The sequence below is a fragment of the Klebsiella sp. HN106 genome, from assembly GCF_051209435.1.
Lineage (GTDB): Bacteria > Pseudomonadota > Gammaproteobacteria > Enterobacterales > Enterobacteriaceae > Klebsiella > Klebsiella oxytoca.
This window is the reverse complement of sequence record NZ_JBLURD010000019.1, coordinates 12180-27511: the sequence shown is the minus strand read 5'-3', so window position 1 is coordinate 27511 and position 15332 is coordinate 12180. Positions and strand designations below refer to the sequence as shown.

Genomic DNA, 15332 nt, shown 5'->3' with positions numbered 1-15332 from the left:
CTTATCCTTCCTGCTCAATCTGGGTTAACACGCTGCGCAATGCCGGACCATATTCATACTTGCCGGGACAAACGTAGGTGCAAAGCGCCAGGTCTTCTTCATCCAGTTCCAGACAGCCCAGCGCCTGCGCGCTGTCGGTATCTCCCGCCAGCAAATCGCGCAGCAGTATGGTGGGCAGAATATCCAGCGGCATCACTCGCTCATAGTTGCCAATCGGTACCATAGCCCGCTCGCCGCCGTTGGTATCCGTCGAGAAATTAAATAGCTTACGCTTCAGAAAGTGGCCGACGGTGGTACGGGTAATGGAGAATTTATCTTTCCCCGGCATCACCCAGCCGAATAGCTCTTTCTCGCGCCCCTCTTTCACAACGCTTATCTGTAAATGAAAGCGTCCAAGGAAAGCATGAGGCCCGCACGCATGGGTTCCGCTGAGGACTGAACCAGAGATAATGCGGTTTTCATCGTCCAGCAGCTCATCTTCAAGCAGTTCATCAAGGCTGGCGCCTAAGCAGGTCTTTAACAAACGAGGCTCTTTGACCTGCGGGCCGCCAAGAGCAACGATGCGTTCGTTGTACAACTCCCCTTCAAGGAACACTTTGCCGACGGCGATAACATCCTGATAGTTAAGATGCCAGACCTGCTTTTTCAGGCTGACCGGCTCAAGAAAATGAATGTGAGTCCCCGCCAGCCCGGCCGGATGCGGACCGGCAAACTGATTAAAGGTCACCTGGCCGACAGGATGCCCGCCAAGCTTGCCGCCGCCGGCCTGACACACGTGAACTTTACCGTCGGTCAACCGCGTCAACAGCGTCAAACCGGCGTCAAACGCTTCGCGCTGGGCCAGAATGATTGGCTGAGGATCGGCCGCCAGCGGATTCGTGTCTATCGCGGTGACAAAAATGGCCGCAGGAACGCTGCCCGGCGCAGGTATTTTACTGAAAGGGCGGGTGCGAAATGCCGTCCACAGCCCGGACTCCAGCAGCTGCTGCTGAACGCTCTCGCGCGTCAATCCGGCAAGATCGGCTAATTCATAGCGGGGAAAATGAACGGACTCTTCGCCATCCACATCAATAACGACCGACTGCAGAACCCGGCGCTCGCCGCGATGAATGGCGCTGACGGTTCCACTCGCAGGTGCTGTAAAACGCACGCCAGGATTTTTTTTATCTTCGAACAGAAGTTGACCTTTTTGCACCCGGTCCCCTTCACGCACCGCCATTGATGGGCGCATACCGATGTACTCTTCACCCAACAGCGCAACGCGCTTGACCGCAGTCTTCGAAGAAATCTGCTGTGATGGCATGCCAGCTATGGGCAAATTCAGCCCTTTCGTGATTTTAATCATATCGTTAGCAGGTATCCGTTACTTAAACCCCGGTTTCGGGCCGAGGCCAGCATAATTAATGGAATATATGAGGAAGAAAGGAACATCATAGTCCTGGTGATTCACAAGACGGGAGAGAAGCATCCTTTCTTACCCTGAACAGTTAGCGGGCCAAGTGTAACATTTCGTGAGCGGCGCCTGTAGACAAACCGCCACTAAGTGGTTCTAAAATGCGAGCTATTACGCAAAGTTCTGACTGCGCTTTGCCCCAGGATTCGCTATAACGGAAAACTCAGACGTAAACGCAGCACGTCGTGCTTGCGAAAAAATGCCGTGATGCTAATGTGAGCGCTCTAAAACCAGAATACTCTGATTTCGGGTCTCTCTTGCCGTCCTGGCAATGTGGTTATTTGTTTTATCAAGGAACAAGTAGTATGCGCAAAATCGCATTATTTATTGCGATGCTTCTGTTGCCATGCGTTTCATTCGCAGGGCTACTTAGCAGTAACAGCTCGACAACGCCGATGAGCAAAGAGTATAAGCAGCAGCTCATGGGCTCGCCGGTCTACATTGAGATCTTTAAAGAAGAGCGCATGCTCGATCTTTACGTCAAGATGGGCGAAACCTGGCAGCTTCTCGACAGCTACCGCATTTGTAACTACTCCGGCGGTCTCGGGCCAAAGCAGCGTCAGGGCGACTTCAAAAGCCCGGAAGGTTTTTACAATGTTTCCCGTAACCAGTTAAAACCCGATAGTCGTTTCTATAAAGCGATCAATATCGGCTTTCCGAACGCCTACGATCGCGCGCATGGTTACGAAGGAAAATATCTGATGATTCACGGCGCCTGCGTATCGGTCGGCTGCTACGCCATGACCGATACCGGCATTGACGAGATTTTCCAGTTCGTCACCGGCGCCTTAGTTTTTGGTCAGCCCAACGTTCAGGTGAGTATTTATCCTTTCCGCATGACCGATGCCAACATGGCGCGCCACAAGTTTTCCTACTTCGCGGATTTCTGGAAGCAGCTGAAACCCGGGTATGATTACTTCCGCCTGACGCACAAGCCGCCGGTGGTTTCCGTAGTAGATGGCCGCTACGTAGTGAGCAAACCGCTCAGCCACGAAGTCGTTCAGCCACAGCTTGCTTCAAACTACACGGTCCCCGAGGCAAAATAGCGCCCACTCGCCTGGCATGATTTTATGCCAGGTTTCGTTACCGGTCAGCGGCTGGGTGGCGATAACGGTGACCACATCATTCGGTGTGGTCTCGCGTTGAAAGTCAATCTCGACATCCTGATCCAGCAGCGTCGCTACGCCAAACGGCGCCCGTCGCGTAATCCAGTATAAATTCGTTGAGCAAAACGCCATGACGTAGCGCCCATCGGAGAGCAGCATGTTAAACACGCCTTTTTCACGCAGCTCCCCGGCGAGCGTGGCGATAAACCGGAAAACCTCAACCATGTCTCCCGGCATTTCCGGATAGCGTTCGGTGATGCTATGTAGCAGCCAGCAGAACGCCTTTTCGCTATCGGTTTCCCCGACAGGATACAGATTTCCCGTCTCGAGAGACTCATACCCCTCCAGCTGGCCGTTATGCGCATAGGTCCAGTTACGTCCCCAGAGTTCGCGGGTAAAGGGATGAGTATTTTCCAGCGCGACAATACCGCGGTTGGCCTGACGAATATGGGCGATAACCGAGCAGGATTTAATGGGGTATTCCTGCACCAGCTTAGCGATGGGCGATTGAAAGCTAGGCTGCGGATCTTTAAATGTGCGACAGCCTTTACCTTCATAAAAGGTAATTCCCCAGCCGTCCTTATGCGGCCCGGTTCCGCCACCGCGCTGAACCAGCCCGGTAAAGCTGAAACAAATATCAGTTGGCACATTCGCGCTCATCCCGAGCAGTTCGCACATAGATCACCTCATACCACTTACTGAAACATAAAAGGCGTTACTGGTGCTGTCAGTTTGGACACGGCCAGCGCACAGAAACCGGAGCGTACATCATGTACGTGAGGATGATTCGCTACGCTCACCCTCCGGGCCGCCCTGAAGGGCGTTCAAAACTCGGTGAGTTTTGTCTGAGCACTGACCGGGTTCAAAATGGCTAACAAAATAGCCTCTTAAGCTTTAACCATCTCTTTTTCGATCAGCATAATCAGGATATGAATCACTTTAATATGGATTTCCTGAATGCGGTCGGCATAGCCAAAATGCGGTACGCGGATTTCAACGTCCGCAGAACCTGCCATTTTACCGCCGTCTTTACCGGTCAGGGTAATAACTTTCATGCCCTGAGCGCGGGCAGCTTCGATCGCTTTGATGACGTTACCAGAATTTCCGGAAGTGGAGATCCCCAGCAGTACGTCCCCTGCACGCCCCACAGATTCCACATAGCGAGAGAAAACATATTCATAGCCAAAATCATTACTCACGCAAGAAAGGTGGCTCACGTCTGAAATCGCAATGGCCGGATAGCCGGGGCGATTTTCACGATAGCGCCCGGTCAGCTCTTCCGCAAAGTGCATCGCATCGCAGTGCGAACCGCCATTACCGCAGGAGAGCACCTTACCGCCGGCCTTAAAGCTATCCGCCAGCAGCACCGCTGCGCGCTGAATCGCATGGATATTGGCTTCGTCCTGCAGAAAATTGGCCAGCGTTTCGGCGGCTTCGTTCAGTTCGTTACGAATAAGATCCTGGTACATGAGGATAATCCTTCAGTATGGGTGGGATAACCCAGGCAGTTTACCGGATAGCCGGCGAAGCGAGAAGCCGCAGGCGCGGTTATCCTCTGGCGTTTTGCTTTTATGTGCCGCAATTCCGTACAACAATGTGAGCAAGGTTGTAATTATTTTGTAAACACATTGCTAAAACAAATTACATCCACTACAACCATATCATTACAAGTGGTCAGACCTCCTACAAGACAGGGAGCATTTCTCTATGATGATTTTGAGTATTGTTGCAACCGTTGTTTTACTCGGTGCGCTCTTCTATCACCGAATCAGTCTGCTGCTCAGCAGCGCGATTTTGCTGCTCTGGACCGCCGCGCTCGGCGTTGCAGGGCTGTGGAATATCTGGCTGCTGGTCCCGCTGGCCATTCTTTTACTGCCGTTCAATTTTGCGCCGATGCGCAAATCTATGATTTCAGTGCCAGCCTTCCGCGCTTTCCGTAAGGTCATGCCGCCGATGTCGCGTACCGAGAAAGAAGCAATTGATGCCGGGACAACATGGTGGGAAGGCGATCTGTTCCGCGGCAATCCCGACTGGCAGAAACTGCACAACTACCCGCAGCCGCGCCTGACTGCCGAAGAACAAGCCTTTATTGACGGCCCGGTTGAAGAAGCCTGCCGAATGGCGAACGACTTCGAAATCACTCACGAAATGGCGGATCTGCCGCCGGAGCTGTGGGCTTATCTGAAAGAGCATCGCTTCTTTGCGATGATCATTAAGAAAGAGTACGGCGGGCTGGAGTTCTCCGCTTATGCACAGGCTCGCGTTCTGCAAAAGTTGTCGGGTGTCTCCGGTATTCTGGCGATTACCGTCGGCGTGCCTAACTCATTAGGCCCGGGCGAGCTGCTGCAGCATTACGGTACGGAAGAACAGAAAAATCACTATCTGCCACGCCTGGCTCGCGGCCAGGAAATTCCCTGCTTCGCGCTGACCAGCCCGGAAGCGGGTTCAGATGCCGGCGCGATTCCGGATACCGGCGTGGTCTGCATGGGCGAATGGCAAGGCCAGCAGGTGCTGGGTATGCGTCTGACCTGGAACAAACGCTATATTACGCTTGCCCCTATCGCCACCGTGCTGGGGCTGGCATTTAAACTCTCCGACCCCGACCGTCTGCTGGGAGGTGAAGAAGAGCTGGGTATTACCTGCGCCCTCATCCCGACAACCACGCCGGGCGTTGAGATCGGTCGTCGTCATTTCCCGCTGAACGTTCCATTCCAGAATGGTCCGACCCAGGGAAAAGATATTTTCGTTCCTATCGACTACATTATCGGCGGCCCAACCATGGCCGGCCAGGGCTGGCGGATGCTCGTTGAGTGCTTATCCGTAGGTCGCGGTATCACCCTGCCATCGAACGCCACCGGCGGCCTGAAGTCTGTCGCCATGGCCACCGGCGCCTATGCGCACATTCGCCGCCAGTTCAAAATCTCCATCGGTAAAATGGAAGGGATCGAAGAACCGCTGGCGCGTATTGCAGGCAACGCCTACGTAATGGATGCTGCCGCCTCGTTGATTACCTACGGCATTATGCTTGGCGAAAAACCTGCGGTACTGTCGGCAATCGTGAAGTACCACTGTACCCACCGCGGCCAGCGTTCGATCATCGATGCAATGGATATTACCGGTGGTAAAGGCATTATGCTCGGCAGCGGAAACTTCCTGGCGCGGGCTTATCAGGGCGCGCCAATCGCCATCACCGTTGAAGGCGCGAATATTCTTACCCGCAGCATGATGATCTTCGGCCAGGGGGCGATTCGTTGCCATCCATACGTGCTGGATGAAATGGCGGCGGCGCAGAATAACGACGTTAACGCTTTCGATAAGCTGCTGTTTAAACACATCGGCCACGTAGGAAGCAACAAGGTACGCAGTTTCTGGCTGGGCCTGACTCGCGGCCTTACCAGCAGCTCGCCGACCCGCGATGCCACTCGTCGCTACTATCAGCATATGAACCGCCTGAGCGCCAACCTGGCTCTGCTGTCCGATGTCTCAATGGCGGTACTGGGCGGTAGTCTGAAGCGTCGTGAAAGAATTTCTGCGCGTCTGGGCGATGTGCTGAGCCAGCTCTACCTGGCGTCGGCGGTCCTGAAACGCTATGACGATGAGGGGCGTAACGAAGCGGACTTACCGCTGGTGCACTGGGGGGTGCAGGATGCGCTGTATCAGGCCGAGCAGGCGATTGACGATCTGTTGGTGAACTTCCCGAATCGTCTGGTAGCGGGCGCGCTTCGCGTGGCTATCTTCCCGACCGGACGTCATTACCTGGCGCCTTCAGACAAGCTGGATCATAAAGTCGCGAAAATCCTGCAGGTTCCGAGCGCGACACGTTCTCGTATCGGCCGCGGTCAGTATCTGACGCCGAGCGAGCATAACCCGGTCGGTCTGCTGGAGGAAGCGCTGCTTGATGTGATGGCGGCAGATCCTATCCACCAGCGTATCTGTAAAGAGCTGGGCAAGAATCTGTCCTTTACCCGACTTGATGAACTGGCCCGTAACGCGCTGGCAAAAGGGTTAATCAATCAGGACGAGGCGGACATCCTGGTCCGTGCTGAAACCAGCCGTCTGCGCAGCATCAACGTCGACGACTTCGCCCCGGATGAACTGGCGACCCGACCGGTAAAGCTGCCGGAGAAGGTTCGCAAGATTGAAGCGGCCTAAAACTAAAAAATAATCACATCACGATCGAGGCGGGCCTCCCGCCTCTCTTTTTTCTGGCAGTTCTCCATAAGCGATATCCCGTCCTGTCATTTCTTTGACAAACTATTCCGTGAGCCCTCCGCCTGCTGATATGGTGTTAAAGTATTTATCATTCCTTTCACAACGCTGGAGTTACCACCGTGCCCGGACTGAAAATTACCCTTTTACAACAACCGCTGGTGTGGATGGACGGTCCCGCCAACCTGCGTCATTTCGATCGTCAACTGGAAGGGATTACCGGGCGGGACCTCATTGTTTTACCCGAAATGTTCACCACCGGTTTCGCGATGGAGGCGGCAAAACAGTCGCTATCGCAAGAGGAAGTGGTTGCCTGGATGGGAGCTAAAGCCGCGCAAACCAATGCGCTGATTGCCGGCAGCGCGGCGCTGCAAACGGAACGCGGGCCCGTTAACCGTTTTTTGCTGGTGGAGCCCGAGGGTAAAATCCATTTCTATGATAAACGACATCTGTTCCGCATGGCGGATGAACATCACCATTACCAGGCGGGTAACGAACGGGTCATTTTTGCATGGCGCGGCTGGAGGATCCTGCCGCTGGTGTGCTACGACCTGCGCTTCCCGGTCTGGTCGCGCAATCATAACGACTACGATTTAGCGCTGTATGTTGCCAACTGGCCCGCACCACGCTCAACGCACTGGCAGTCGCTACTGGTGGCCAGGGCTATCGAAAATCAGGCTTATGTTGCCGGATGCAATCGCGTCGGTACCGACGGCAATGGCCACCATTACCGGGGCGACAGTCGGATAATTACGCCGCAGGGCGAAATTATCGCCACCGCCGAGCCGCATCAGGCCACTCGCCTTGACGCAGAGCTTTCATTGACGGCGCTGAACGAGTATCGCGAGAAGTTTCCAGCCTGGCAGGATGCCGACCCCTTCACGCTCAATTAAAGACCGCATATCAGGGAGCCTGTGCTCCCTTTCTTTATGCCTTAAACCCCCGCGATAACGCGCCCCTGAGACCCCAGAGAAAACTCACGCTGCTCAGAGCAAAAGCGTTAATGCGGCATACCGCTCGCTGGCGAAAAGAGGGAAGAGTAATGATTCAGCAGGCTAAAACGACGAAAGCCTGAATCATTTCTGATTCAGGCTTTCTGAATAGTGGCGGAACGGACGGGACTCGAACCCGCGACCCCCTGCGTGACAGGCAGGTATTCTAACCGACTGAACTACCGCTCCACATACTGTTCCGTTGGGAACGAGGCGAATATTACGGTTTCCCCTCTACTCCGTCAACGCTTTTTCTTCATTTTTGAATCGCTTGCTGCAAAAATCACCCATCAGATTATTTTTAACGCGTTTACTGCACAATCATGCCCGCCACAGGCAGCTTCCGCCTTTCTTTTGTACCAGATCGAGGCGGGATTCATGGTTCACCAGCTCTTCATCAGTGGCATAAACTACGCGTAGCTTACTGGCTGCCCGGACAACGCGCTGTATTCCCGTATCTCCGGCCTGCCGCTGCCCTTCCCCTTCCATAGAGAAAGCCATCGTCGTCTGACCGCCGGTCATCATCAGATAAACATCGGCCAGAATCTGGGCATCGAGCAGAGCCCCATGGAGCGTTCGCTTGCTGTTATCTATTTCATAACGCGAGCAAAGAGCATCAAGGCTATTGCGCTTGCCCGGGAACATCTTACGCGCCAGGGCCAGGCTGTCGGTCACCTTGCAAAAAGTATCGGTCTTCGGAATGCCGCGATTCAGCTTGCTAAATTCATAGTCCATAAAGCCGATATCGAACGATGCGTTATGGATGACCAGCTCCGCGCCGCGGATGTAATCGAGAAACTCATCGACAACATCGCCAAACACGGGCTTATCCATGAGGAATTCGTCCGCAATACCGTGGACGCCAAAAGCTTCAGGGTCCACCAGGCGATCCGGCTTAAGATAGACGTGGAAGTTGTTCCCGGTCAGGCGGCGGTTGATCACCTCTACCGCGCCGATCTCGATTATCTTATGCCCCTCATAGTGCGCACCAATCTGATTCATACCGGTGGTTTCGGTATCGAGAACGATCTGTCGTGTAATTGCAGTGCTCATAGCGGTCATTTATGTCAGACTTACCGTTTTACGTATCGATTTCAATTACAGGAAGTCTACCAGAGATGCTCAAACAGGTAGAAATTTTCACCGATGGTTCCTGCCTGGGCAATCCAGGCCCCGGCGGCTACGGTGCAATTTTACGCTATCGCGGAAAAGAAAAAACCTTTAGCGAAGGCTTTAACCTCACGACGAATAACCGCATGGAGATGATGGCCGCCATCGTCGCCCTCGAAGCGCTGAAAGAACATTGCGAAGTGATCCTCAGTACCGACAGCCAGTATGTGCGTCAGGGTATTACTCAGTGGATCCACAACTGGAAAAAGCGCGGCTGGAAAACGGCGGATAAAAAACCGGTCAAAAATGTCGATCTCTGGCAGCGCCTGGACGCTGCGCTGGGTCAACACAAAATAAAATGGGAGTGGGTCAAAGGCCACGCGGGGCATCCGGAAAACGAACGCTGCGACGAACTGGCGCGCGCGGCCGCCTCTCATCCCACCCGGGATGATACCGGTTATCTGGCAGAGCGCTAATTTTGCCCCTTGCGCCACTGACGTGTGGCGCCCACCGCCTGCGGTATCCGTTTTTTTGCTTTGCCCGATTTCATCGGGTTTAGCGTCAAGGGGATCGTACGTTTACGGGCAATAATGAGCTGTAAACATCCTAAAGCAGGTAAATGGGTGCTGAGCATTTTCCCCCCGTGACGAGACCAGGGAAGGACCTGGTAGCAACCGTGATGCATCACTTCAAAATTCAGCAGCGCCAGCCAGTCCATCTGACGCGTTAAAGTAAACATGCGGCTGTTATAGGGGGGCTTATTGCGCAAGACCGGCACCAGCTTGCGTAATCCCATCAGGCTCATGGGGTTAAAACTGGTCAAAATGATCCAGCCATCGTCAATCAGCACTCGGTCTGCTTCCCGCAGCAGTCGATGCGGATCGCTACACCAGGGTAAGGTATGCGCCAGCAGGCAGGCATCAACCGACTTCTCGGCAAAAGGCAAATGCAGCGGATCGGCCTTTACCTGCACGGGATTACCCTGTAAAGAGACATTCACCTGATGGGAAATCGCGCAGGACTCCGTATTGATTTCCGCGCTCAGATTGCCAATCTTAAGTAAATGAAAGCCATATAATTTAGCCAGCCACGGTTTCATCTGCCGTTCCAGCGATTCGCGGTAGTATTCGCCCCAGGGCATGCTGGACCAGTGCTCTGGCGCTGTAACTGTCTGAGGTATCCTTGCCGGCTTCATCGCAACCTTCCGCTACGCTTTAGAGGTAATTTATGAATCTTATCAGTATTCCCGCATTTCAGGACAACTACATCTGGGTTCTCAGTGAAGATAGCGGCCGCTGTCTGATAGTCGACCCGGGAGAAGCCGCGCCGGTGCTCGCCGCGATAGAACAAAACCGCTGGCAGCCGGAAGCCATCTTCTTAACGCATCACCATCACGACCACGTTGGCGGCGTAAAACAACTATGTGAAAAATTCCCGGCAATAGCGGTTTACGGACCGGCAGAAACCCAGGATAAGGGAGCAACCTGCATCGTAAAGGACGGAGAAAGCCTGTCCGTTTTGGGCCGCGAATTTTCTATTTTTGCTACGCCAGGTCACACTTTAGGACACATCTGTTTCTACAGTAAACCTTATCTATTTTGTGGCGATACAATGTTTTCCGGCGGCTGCGGCAGACTCTTTGAAGGCACACCAGACCAGATGTATCAATCATTTAAAAAGATTAACGCCCTTCCTGATGAAACGTTAATATGTTGCGCACATGAGTACACTTTAGCAAATATGAAGTTTGCAATGAGCATCTTGCCCCATGATAAGGATATAAATGATTACTATCGCAAAGTTAATGAGTTACGCGCAAAAAAACAAAAGACACTACCCGTAACTCTGAAAAATGAACGTCGTATAAATTTATTTTTACGTACAGATGATCATGATTTAATTGAAGAAATAAACAAAGAAACAAATTTGCAACACTCTGTTCAGAGATTTGCGTGGTTAAGGTCAAAGAAAGACGACTTCTGAGATTTAATTCTTGTCTTCGGGGGACTTCACCGTTATCCTTGCTCGTCTTTTAAGCAACTATTGACACACACATGAAGGCACGAGCGATTTTACTCGCCTCTGTCCTGCTGGTGGGGTGCCAGGCGTCTAAGAACGATGGCACCGTACAACAGCACGCACAGAGCCTTTCTGCAGCGAGTCAAGGGGAAGCAAGCAAGTTCACAAGTCGAGCGCGCTGGTTAGATGATGGAACCTTCTACGCGCAAGACCAGGATCTGTGGACTTCGATAGGCGACGAGCTAAAGATGGGAATTCCGGAAAACGTCCGGATTCGCGAACAAAAACAGAAGTATTTAAGAAATAAGAGCTATCTCCACGATGTAACTTTACGGGCAGAGCCGTATATGTACTGGATAGCCGGGCAAGTTAAGAAACGTAACATGCCGATGGAACTGGTATTACTACCCATAGTGGAGAGCGCTTTTGACCCGCACGCAACGTCTGGCGCCAATGCCGCAGGCATCTGGCAGATCATTCCGAGCACCGGGCGCAATTATGGTTTGAAACAGACCCGCAGTTACGATGCGCGTCGTGACATCGTTGCCTCAACCACGGCAGCGTTAAACATGATGCAACGTCTGAACAAAATGTTCGACGGCGACTGGTTGTTAACCGTTGCGGCGTATAACAGCGGCGAAGGCCGGGTCATGAAGGCGATCAAAGCGAACAAAGCGCGTGGTAAACCCACCGATTTCTGGTCGCTGTCTTTGCCGCATGAAACCAAAATATACGTACCGAAAATGCTGGCCCTGAGCGATATCCTCAAGAACAGCAAGCGCTACGGCGTGAGGCTGCCGACGGCAGACGAAAGCCGGGCTCTGGCGCGCGTACGTCTCGACAGCCCGGTTGAGATTTCACAGTTAGCCGATATGGCAGGAATGCCGGTCAGCAAGCTGAAGACCTTCAATGCTGGCGTCAAAGGATCAACCCTGGGCGCGAATGGGCCAAACTACGTGCTGGTGCCGCAGAAGCACGCCGCACAGCTGCGCGAATCGTTGGCTTCCGGCGATATTGCAGCCGTGCAGCCGACGCTGCTGGCTGACAACAAGCCGTTAACCAGCCGTAGCTACAAGGTGCGTTCCGGCGATACGATTTCCGGCATTGCGTCGCGTCTCGGCGTATCAACCAAAGATCTGCAGCAGTGGAACGGTATTCGCGGTTCTAACCTGAAGGTTGGTCAGAATCTGGTGATTGGCGCAGGCAGCAGCGCCGAGCGTCTGGCTAACAACAGCGATAGCATCACTTATCGCGTGCGCAAAGGCGACTCCCTGTCGAGCATTGCGAAACGCCATGGCGTCAACATTCGTGATGTCATGCGCTGGAATAGCGATACTGGCAACCTGAAGCCCGGCGATCAGCTGACGCTGTTCGTGAAAAACAGCGACAGACCAGAATCCTGATGATTCATCAGGCATGATAAAGGCACCCATGCGGTGCCTTTTTTTATCCCGGCGTCAGGCCGCCTTGTGGGCCTCAAACATAATCGTATCGCTGGTGAACGAACCATCGTGCTGCAGGGCAAAATAGGCCTTAACCTCAGCCGATGCGCTCTCCTGATATAAGCGAATCGCTTCCGCCAGCGCCGCTGGCGTTCGCATGCGCGCAATCCATGAGCCAAACTCCAGCGGCAAGCGGTCGGTCAGCAGATGATTAATCACCAGACCCGCCTCACTCGTCATTGCCAGCCATTCGCCGCTGGAATAGTTGCGGACATGGGAAGTATCGCGCAGGGCCTCAACGGTCTGCAGCCAGACGTCGCGAACCGGATGCCCGGGCGACATCACATCCATAATAATCATTACTCCGCCCGGCTTCAGCACTCGCTTCACTTCACGCAGCGCCAGACCGACATCGTGCCAGTGATGCGCAGAATAACGACTGATCGCTACATCAAAGCTGGCGTCAGCGAAAGGCAAAGACTCGGCATATCCCTGCTGAGTGGTAATATTAGCAAAACCTTTATCACGTGCGGCCTGAGCCACAACGTCCAGCATCTGGCTGGATAAATCATACGCCGTCACCTGTGCAACCTGCCCTGCCGCCGCAAAGCTGGCGTGGCCGGCGCCGCATCCCATATCCAGCACGTGCGCTTGAGGAAAATCCGCCAGCCTTTCGGCCAGACGTTGCAGATCGCGCCCGGAGGCGTGTACGGCGCTGGTCAGGTAGGCGCTGGCCTGTGAGCCAAACTGCATTTCTACATGGTCATGATGAGAGCGTGTTGTCATTGCATTGTCCTTCGGTTTTTTTGAGTAATAAAGGCAGCACCATGCATACGCAGGCCTGCCCCGTGGCAGGCCTGACATACCTTAATTAATCAGGCTTGCCGGGACTGAATTCGACTAGTAGAGGGTTGTGGTCGGAGGCACGCGTCACCAGTACGGAAGCATCGTGTACGCTTAACCCACGATAGAAGACAAAATCAAGCGGGCGGCCAAACGTACGGCGGCGCTGATCGTCAGAGAAACGAACTTCGCGCAGCGACATTTCGCGCGCAAAGCGGTACAGGGCATTCATTCGCGGGCGGCTCCAGGCATTAAAGTCGCCTGCCATAATCACCGGCCCGCTGTGATGGGCGATCTGATCGCCAATCGGCAGCAGCTGCTTGCTGTAGACATCGACGCCAAGGCTGAAGTTAACCGCATGAATATTGACCACCATCAGCAGGCGGGAATCCGGTAACGGATACACGGTCACTAATGCCGACTTCGCCAACCGCAGGATAGGCTCGCGTTCACGCAGAGGACAACAGTAGATAGGATGCGCAGAGGCTAACGTCATCACGCCGGAAGGATGCTGGGGCAGCACCAGCGCCGGAACCTGATCCGCTGCAAGGTAGTTGGACGTGGCAAACTTCACTAATTCAGGTGTAGTTTGCGCTTCCTGTAACAACACCAGGTGCGCATCTTTACCAAAGTTGTTAAGAACTGATTTCCACTCGGCGCGCTGCTGCTTGAAGATGTTCCACACCAGTACGCGGATTTTTTCATCCGAACTTAACGGTACTCCCGCCGGAAAAGCCGGAGTCATGCCTGCAAACGACCCCGGAGGTAAAATTCTCTCCGCAGGCTGTCCGGCGACATAGCGCATGGCATAGGTATTCTTTCGCAATTTAGGCATCAAACCTCGATAACAGGAAACCAGCCCGACTGCAGCTGGTTCTTCTGTTATAGGGATTTTTGTAGACACTTTCAATGCAATTTGCCAGAAACCTTTAGCCTTCTACGCCAGGGCCGTTAGCGCGAAGTCCTGGCTTATCAAGCCGGCCGCTAATTCCGACCAGTAAAAGCGCCACCAGCACAATCAGAGCGCCGATCCACGGCGTCTGGGCCAGACCATAATGCGCTACGATCTGCCCGCCAATCACCGAACCTAACGCAATGCCAATGTTAAATGCCGCAATATTCAGGCCAGAGGCAACGTCAACCGCGCCAGGGGTGTATTGCTCCGCTTTCTGCACCACGTACACCTGCAGTCCCGGAACGTTACCAAAAGCAAAGATCCCCATCACCAAAACCGTCGCCAGGGCAGCATAATGCACACTGGCCGTAAATTGAAAGATCGCCAGTAGCGCAGACAGGGCGGCAAAAATCAGCTTCAGCGCGGGCACGGCGCCATGTTTATCCGCCAGCCTTCCGCCCCATACGTTACCTATCGCCACTGAAACACCGTAGCCCAAAAGGGTCCAGCTGACGGCCGATGGGCTAAATCCGGCAAGATCCTGCATCATCGGCGCCAGGAAGGTAAATGCCGTAAATACGCCGCCATACCCCAGAGCAGTGATCGCGTAGATAATCAGTAAACGCGGATGAGTCAGAACCTTAAGCTGAGCGCGCAGACCCGCGCTGACGCGGCCCGGAATGTTATTAGGCACCAGAATAAGGCTGCTCATTAACGCGATTACGCCAAGAATAGACACGGCCAGGAATGTTTCACGCCAGCCAAAGTGTTGGCCAATGAAGGTGCCTAACGGCACGCCGGTCACCAGCGCAACGGTTAACCCGCCGAACATAATCGCAATCGCCGAGGCCGCTTTCTCCTTCGCGACCAGACTGGTCGCAATTGTCGAACCGATCGAAAAGAATACCCCATGCGCCAGCCCGGTCAGCAGGCGCGCCAGAACCAGAGTCTCGTAACCCGGCGCCTGCCATGCCAGCAGATTGCCAGCGGTAAACAGCGCCATTAACGCCAGCAGTAGCTGCTTACGCGGCATACGCCCGGTCAGCGCGGTGAGCACAGGAGCCCCTATCGCTACGCCCAACGCATAGATAGAAACCAGCAGCCCTGCAGAGGGTAGCGAAATAGCTAGTTGCTCAGCGATGTCAGGCACCAGGCCCACAATGACAAATTCAGTCGTGCCAATCGCAAAGGCACCGATAGTTAAGGCAAGTAGCGCCAGCGGCATAATGTACTCCGTATCAACAGGATTAAGATGACACGTAG

At 53.9% G+C, this 15332-nt stretch carries 14 protein-coding genes and 1 tRNA gene; 6 read left to right on the top strand and 9 right to left on the bottom strand.

Going from position 1 to position 15332, the window contains the following annotated elements; translation table 11 throughout:
- Nucleotide 1: 1 nt before the first annotated feature.
- Entirely contained in the window at nt 2-1345 is a 1344-nt protein-coding gene (locus ACSIPU_RS27010) for a Na(+)-translocating NADH-quinone reductase subunit A (RefSeq protein WP_023320364.1), read from the bottom strand.
- A 413-nt stretch (nt 1346-1758) separates the two neighbouring features.
- On the opposite strand from ACSIPU_RS27010, the gene dpaA reads away from it, so the two are divergent.
- Nucleotides 1759-2499 carry a peptidoglycan meso-diaminopimelic acid protein amidase gene (gene dpaA / locus ACSIPU_RS27005; protein ID WP_004099152.1) on the top strand — a complete coding sequence of 247 codons (741 nt, stop codon included), beginning with the start codon at nt 1759-1761 and terminating at the stop codon, nt 2497-2499.
- Here dpaA and ACSIPU_RS27000 read toward each other — a convergent pair.
- Both ACSIPU_RS27000 and lpcA read right to left on the bottom strand, forming a co-directional pair.
- Nucleotides 2470-3237 (bottom strand): class II glutamine amidotransferase, encoded by a 768-nt coding sequence (locus ACSIPU_RS27000; protein ID WP_004099151.1) that lies wholly within the window; start codon nt 3235-3237, stop codon nt 2470-2472. The two genes, dpaA and ACSIPU_RS27000, sit on opposite strands and share 30 nt — an antisense overlap.
- A gap of 209 nt (nt 3238-3446) precedes the next feature.
- Nucleotides 3447-4028: a D-sedoheptulose 7-phosphate isomerase gene (gene lpcA, locus ACSIPU_RS26995; RefSeq protein ID WP_004099149.1), complete on the bottom strand. Its 582-nt coding sequence runs from the start codon at nt 4026-4028 to the stop codon at nt 3447-3449.
- A 238-nt stretch (nt 4029-4266) separates the two neighbouring features.
- Between lpcA and fadE the strand changes: the two genes are divergently transcribed.
- Nucleotides 4267-6711 (top strand): acyl-CoA dehydrogenase FadE, encoded by a 2445-nt coding sequence (gene fadE, locus ACSIPU_RS26990; protein WP_017146580.1) that lies wholly within the window; start codon nt 4267-4269, stop codon nt 6709-6711.
- 179 nt (nt 6712-6890) lie between these two features.
- Complete coding sequence (locus tag ACSIPU_RS26985; protein WP_004099144.1) at nt 6891-7661, top strand: amidohydrolase; 771 nt, start codon at nt 6891-6893, stop codon at nt 7659-7661.
- 211 nt (nt 7662-7872) lie between these two features.
- Here ACSIPU_RS26985 and ACSIPU_RS26980 read toward each other — a convergent pair.
- Nucleotides 7873-7949, bottom strand: a tRNA-Asp gene (locus ACSIPU_RS26980).
- 132 nt (nt 7950-8081) lie between these two features.
- Nucleotides 8082-8813 (bottom strand): DNA polymerase III subunit epsilon, encoded by a 732-nt coding sequence (gene dnaQ, locus ACSIPU_RS26975; protein WP_085955793.1) that lies wholly within the window; start codon nt 8811-8813, stop codon nt 8082-8084.
- Nucleotides 8814-8878: 65 nt separating this feature from the next.
- Between dnaQ and rnhA the strand changes: the two genes are divergently transcribed.
- The gene (gene rnhA, locus ACSIPU_RS26970; RefSeq protein WP_004099142.1) at nt 8879-9346 is read left to right on the top strand and encodes a ribonuclease HI; all 468 of its coding nucleotides are present in this window, start codon (nt 8879-8881) and stop codon (nt 9344-9346) included.
- Here rnhA and ACSIPU_RS26965 read toward each other — a convergent pair.
- The gene (locus tag ACSIPU_RS26965; protein WP_004099141.1) at nt 9343-10065 is read right to left on the bottom strand and encodes a class I SAM-dependent methyltransferase; all 723 of its coding nucleotides are present in this window, start codon (nt 10063-10065) and stop codon (nt 9343-9345) included. The two genes, rnhA and ACSIPU_RS26965, sit on opposite strands and share 4 nt — an antisense overlap.
- Nucleotides 10066-10097: 32 nt before the next feature.
- Between ACSIPU_RS26965 and gloB the strand changes: the two genes are divergently transcribed.
- Both gloB and mltD read left to right on the top strand, forming a co-directional pair.
- Nucleotides 10098-10853, top strand: coding sequence for a hydroxyacylglutathione hydrolase (gene gloB, locus ACSIPU_RS26960; protein WP_004099140.1), 756 nt, complete (start codon nt 10098-10100; stop codon nt 10851-10853).
- A gap of 71 nt (nt 10854-10924) precedes the next feature.
- The gene (gene mltD / locus ACSIPU_RS26955; protein ID WP_004099139.1) at nt 10925-12292 is read left to right on the top strand and encodes a murein transglycosylase D; all 1368 of its coding nucleotides are present in this window, start codon (nt 10925-10927) and stop codon (nt 12290-12292) included.
- Between the two features lie 54 nt (nt 12293-12346).
- Here the strand turns inward: mltD and ACSIPU_RS26950 are convergent, their stop codons facing one another.
- From ACSIPU_RS26950 to ACSIPU_RS26940, 3 genes are all read right to left on the bottom strand, one after another.
- Nucleotides 12347-13117 carry a class I SAM-dependent methyltransferase gene (locus ACSIPU_RS26950; protein WP_004099138.1) on the bottom strand — a complete coding sequence of 257 codons (771 nt, stop codon included), beginning with the start codon at nt 13115-13117 and terminating at the stop codon, nt 12347-12349.
- An 85-nt stretch (nt 13118-13202) separates the two neighbouring features.
- Nucleotides 13203-14000 carry an endonuclease/exonuclease/phosphatase family protein gene (locus ACSIPU_RS26945; RefSeq protein ID WP_024359141.1) on the bottom strand — a complete coding sequence of 266 codons (798 nt, stop codon included), beginning with the start codon at nt 13998-14000 and terminating at the stop codon, nt 13203-13205.
- 103 nt (nt 14001-14103) lie between these two features.
- Nucleotides 14104-15294 (bottom strand): MFS transporter, encoded by a 1191-nt coding sequence (locus ACSIPU_RS26940; RefSeq protein WP_004099136.1) that lies wholly within the window; start codon nt 15292-15294, stop codon nt 14104-14106.
- Nucleotides 15295-15332 lie beyond the last annotated feature (38 nt).